6 protein-coding genes are annotated in these 3,683 nt (G+C 73.8%); 4 read left to right on the top strand and 2 right to left on the bottom strand.

Going from position 1 to position 3,683, the window contains the following annotated elements; translation table 11 throughout:
* Together CKO13_RS11240 and CKO13_RS11235 are read right to left on the bottom strand one after the other, a co-directional pair.
* Window positions 1-916: Mur ligase family protein (locus tag CKO13_RS11240; RefSeq protein WP_200261037.1), on the bottom strand; the 916-nt coding region annotated here is incomplete at its 3' end.
* 10 nt (window positions 917-926) lie between these two features.
* Window positions 927-1,424 (bottom strand): hypothetical protein, encoded by a 498-nt coding sequence (locus CKO13_RS11235; protein ID WP_200261034.1) that lies wholly within the window; start codon window positions 1,422-1,424, stop codon window positions 927-929.
* A gap of 137 nt (window positions 1,425-1,561) precedes the next feature.
* On the opposite strand from CKO13_RS11235, the gene ppa reads away from it, so the two are divergent.
* The 4 genes from ppa to CKO13_RS11215 all read left to right on the top strand — a co-directional run.
* The gene (gene ppa / locus CKO13_RS11230; protein WP_200261031.1) at window positions 1,562-2,104 is read left to right on the top strand and encodes an inorganic diphosphatase; all 543 of its coding nucleotides are present in this window, start codon (window positions 1,562-1,564) and stop codon (window positions 2,102-2,104) included.
* Between the two features lie 101 nt (window positions 2,105-2,205).
* Entirely contained in the window at window positions 2,206-2,547 is a 342-nt protein-coding gene (locus CKO13_RS11225) for a hypothetical protein (RefSeq protein WP_200261028.1), read from the top strand.
* A gap of 3 nt (window positions 2,548-2,550) precedes the next feature.
* Window positions 2,551-3,432, top strand: coding sequence for a 50S ribosomal protein L11 methyltransferase (prmA, locus tag CKO13_RS11220; protein ID WP_200261024.1), 882 nt, complete (start codon window positions 2,551-2,553; stop codon window positions 3,430-3,432).
* A gap of 45 nt (window positions 3,433-3,477) precedes the next feature.
* The coding region (locus CKO13_RS11215) for a zinc-ribbon domain-containing protein (protein ID WP_200261021.1) at window positions 3,478-3,683 on the top strand (206 nt) is incomplete at its 3' end.

The raw sequence follows: 3,683 nt of genomic DNA, 5'->3' as shown, positions 1-3,683 counted from the left end.
CCGCGGCGAGCGCCTCGGCGGCGGGGACGCCCTCGCTGGCCGCCGCGGCGACGGCCGCCGCGGCGTTGGCGAGGTTGTGGCGGCCGGGCTGCGGCGGGCGGAGGGCGCCGAGGGGGGCGCCGCGGTAGCTCAGCTGCGCCGGCGCCCCCTCGGAACCGGCGGCGATGCGCCAGTCGTTGCCCGCGCCGAAGCCGAAGCGTTCCACCGGCGTCCAGCAGCCGCGCTCGAGGACGCCGGCGAGGGCCGGGTCGTCGCCGTTGACGAGGATCCGCCCCCCCGCCGGCACGGTCCGGACCGTCTGGTGGAGCTGCGCGGCGATCGCCTCGGTATCGGGGTAGATGTCGGCGTGGTCGTGCTCGAGGTTGTTGAGCACCAGCACCCGCGGGCGGTAGTGGACGGCCTTGGCGCGCTTGTCGAAGAAGGCGGTGTCGTACTCGTCGGCCTCGACGACGAAGGCCGGATCGGTGCCGAGCCGCGCCGAGGCCGCGTCGAAGCGCGGCGCCCCGCCGATGAGGAATCCCGGGTCGCCGCCGCAGCGGCGCAGGATCCAGGCCGCCATCGTAGTGGTGGTGGTCTTGCCGTGGGTGCCGGCGACGGCGATCACGCGCCGGCCGCCGAGGACGTGGGCGGCGAGCCAGGCGGGCCCCGAGCAGTAGTCGATCCCGCGCTCGAGCAGGTGCTCGACGGCCGGGTTGCCCCGGGAGAGGGCGTTGCCGACGACGACCTGGTCGGGCGGCGGCTCCAGGGCCGCGGCCGTGTAGCCGGCGCTCACCGGGATCCCGGCGCGCTCGAGGAGCTCGCCCATCGGCGGCCAGGCGCCGGTGTCGCTGCCCGCCACGCTGTGGCCGCGCTCGCGGGCGAGCAGGGCGATGCTGCCCATGAAGGTCCCGCAGATGCCGAGGATGTGGATCTTCAAGGCGCTCCCCCTAGGCGACGAGCTGGACCGCCTGGAAGCCGAGTAAGCTGTAGGCCAGCGCTAGCAGGAGGCCGAGCGGCAGCTTAAGCTCCAGGGTATGGCGGAAGATGTGGCCGAGGATCACGAGGTGCCAGCCCCAGAGCAGCAGGATGCCCGCCGCTGCCCCCGGGGCCTGCTCGGGCCCCTGCGCCCCGATGGGGAAGCTCAGCAGGACCACGGGGAAGCCGATGACGGCGTCGGTGCCGAAGATCGCCGTGGCGCTCTGGACGAAGCGCGCCTGCAGCCCGCGCAGGGCGAGCAGGGCGTAGAGGAAGGCGGCGGCGAAGAGCGTGGCCACCGCCACCTGGGCGGCCACGTTGCCGCTCTCCGGCAGGTTGCTCGCGGCGATGAAGGTGAGCGCGGCGCTGAGCGCCACGGCGCCGGCGAGCGCCTGCGGGGCGTACGGCAGGTCCTGCGGGCCGTTGCGGAACAGGCAGATACCGGCGAGATTCGGGAGGGTGGGGCCCATGGCGCCTCCTGCTCGAGCTTCCCCCCATCATACCGTACGCCAGGGCGGGTTCGGGGCGCGGTTGTCGCGGCGCAGCAGCGGCGTTACAGTTTGCCGGCATCGGCCCAATGAACCCACGACACAAGGGGAGACGCGTCATGATGCTCAACTCCGTGCCAGCCGGTCGATCCGTCCCGGACGACATCAACGTCGTCATCGAGATCCCCCTGCACGGCGGCCCCGTGAAGTACGAGATCGACAAGGAGACCGGCGCCCTGATGGTCGACCGGATCATGGCCACGGCGATGCACTACCCGTGCAACTACGGCTTCGTGCCGCAGACCCTTGCCGACGACGGCGACCCGGTGGACGCGCTCGTGGTGACGCCGCTGCCGCTGACCGTCGGCTCCGTGATCCGCGCCCGCCCCGTGGGTGTCCTCGAGATGGCCGACGAGTCCGGCGAGGACGCCAAGATCATCGCCGTCCCGGTGGACAAGCTGACCACCGACTACGCCGAGGTCATGGGGCCGGACGACCTGCCGTCGCGGCTGCTCAGCGAGATCAGCCACTTCTTCGAGCACTACAAGGACCTCGAGCCCGGCAAGTGGGTCCAGATCCGCGACTGGAAGGGCGCCGATGCCGCCCGGGCCGAGATCGAGAGCGCCGTGGCGAACTACGAGCGCCAGGGCGGCGAGGCCTAGGGATGCCCGCCGGGGGCGGCGGCGCCAGGCCAGGTGAGGCCGGTATGCAGGGGCCGATCGGCAGGCTTCGGCGAGCCCCCGGCGCGGGGAGGTGGTAAGCGATGGCTCGGGCCGTAACGCCAGGGCGGCTAAAGCAGGAGAATACCGCCTTCCAGGGCACGGGCGGGGTGAGCACCTGCAACCGCGAGTACGGCTTCAAGCCGGCCTTCCTCGATACGGAGACCGGGCTGGTCTACATCTCCTGCTGCCGGGACGGCCGCCCGGCGCCGTTCCACCGCCTCGACGGCCTGCCCGAGGAGCTCGTCCGCGAGCGCGACGACCGCGGGCACGTCGTCGCGGTCAAGGCCACCGTGGTCTCGGGCTTCGAGCGCGACGGCTGCTTCTACACCCGGGAGCAGGCCGCGTGCATGGCCGTGAGCCCGGCCTCGCAGTCGGACGCCTGAGGCGTGGCGCAGCTCCAGGTCGAGCTCGAGGCGGCGGCGGCCGATCTCGAGGCGGTCGAGGCCGCCCTCGAGGCGGCCGGCGCCATGGCGCAGACCTACCAAGCCGAGGACGGGAGCGTCCTGCTCGAGCCGGGGGTCGGCGAGCACCCCTTGTGGTCGCGGGTGCGCGTCACCGCGCTCTTCCCCGGTGAGGCCGATGCCGAGCAGCTGATCCGCCACCTGGCCGAGCAGCTCGGCGAGCGCGCCGGCGCCTGGCGCAGCGAGCGGCTCGAGGAGCAGGCCTGGGAGCGGGCGTGGCTCGAGCACTTCCGCCCCATGGCCTTCGGCGAGCGGCTCTGGGTCCTGCCGCACGAGGCGGAGGCCTCCCTGCCCGAGGGCGCCGTGGCGATCCGCCTCGACCCCGGGCTGGCCTTCGGGACCGGCACCCACGAGACGACCGCGCTCTGCCTGGAGTGGCTCGACGGCGAGCCCCTGGCCGGGGCGCGGGGGATCGACTACGGCGCCGGCTCCGGGGTGCTCGCCGTGGCCGCCGCGCTGCTCGGCGCCCGCGAGTGCCTGGCGATCGACAACGACCCGCAGGCCGTGACGGCCAGCCGGGAGAACGCCGCCAACAACGGCGTGGCCGACCGCGTCCCGGCCTGCCTGCCCGAGCAGAGGCCGCAGGCGTATTGCGCCGATTTCCTGGTCGCCAATATCCTTGCGGGTACGCTGGCGGAGCAGGCCGCGGAGCTGCTCGCCGGGCTCGCGCCGAAGGGGCGCCTGGCCCTGTCGGGCATCCTGGAGGGCCAGCAGCAGCGGGTCATGGACGCCTTCGGGCCGCAGATCGCCTGGGACGCGCCGCGGCGGCGGGGAGAGTGGCTGCTGCTCAGCGGCACCCGCCTGTAGCGTAGGCGCCGAGGCGCCTCCTCCCACAGGTCAGGGGGTCGCACCGTGTATACCCAGTGCCCTAGTTGCGGGACGGTCTTCGCCGTGCAGGCCTGGCAGCTGCGCAAGGCCGCGGGGTGGGTATCGTGCGGGCTGTGCCAGGTCCCCTTTAACGCCCTCGAGGCGCTCGCCGAGGAGCTGCCGCCGGGGGTGGACGCGCCGGCGGCAGGCGCGGCGCCGCCCGCCGACGGGCCGGCCCCCTCCTCGGAGGC

The organism is Halorhodospira neutriphila (assembly GCF_016584055.1).
GTDB lineage: Bacteria > Pseudomonadota > Gammaproteobacteria > Nitrococcales > Halorhodospiraceae > Halorhodospira > Halorhodospira neutriphila.
The sequence above is the reverse complement of the archived record's forward strand: the minus strand, read 5'-3'. Positions and strand labels throughout refer to the sequence as shown.

What these genes read in the sequence shown, in the direction of transcription:
- CKO13_RS11235 (WP_200261034.1), bottom strand. Translation starts at nt 1,424, where the DNA reads ATGGGCCCCACCCTCCCGAATCTCGCCGGTATCTGCCTGTTCCGCAAC.
- ppa (WP_200261031.1), top strand. Translation starts at nt 1,562, where the DNA reads ATGATGCTCAACTCCGTGCCAGCCGGTCGATCCGTCCCGGACGACATC.
- CKO13_RS11225 (WP_200261028.1), top strand. Translation starts at nt 2,206, where the DNA reads ATGGCTCGGGCCGTAACGCCAGGGCGGCTAAAGCAGGAGAATACCGCC.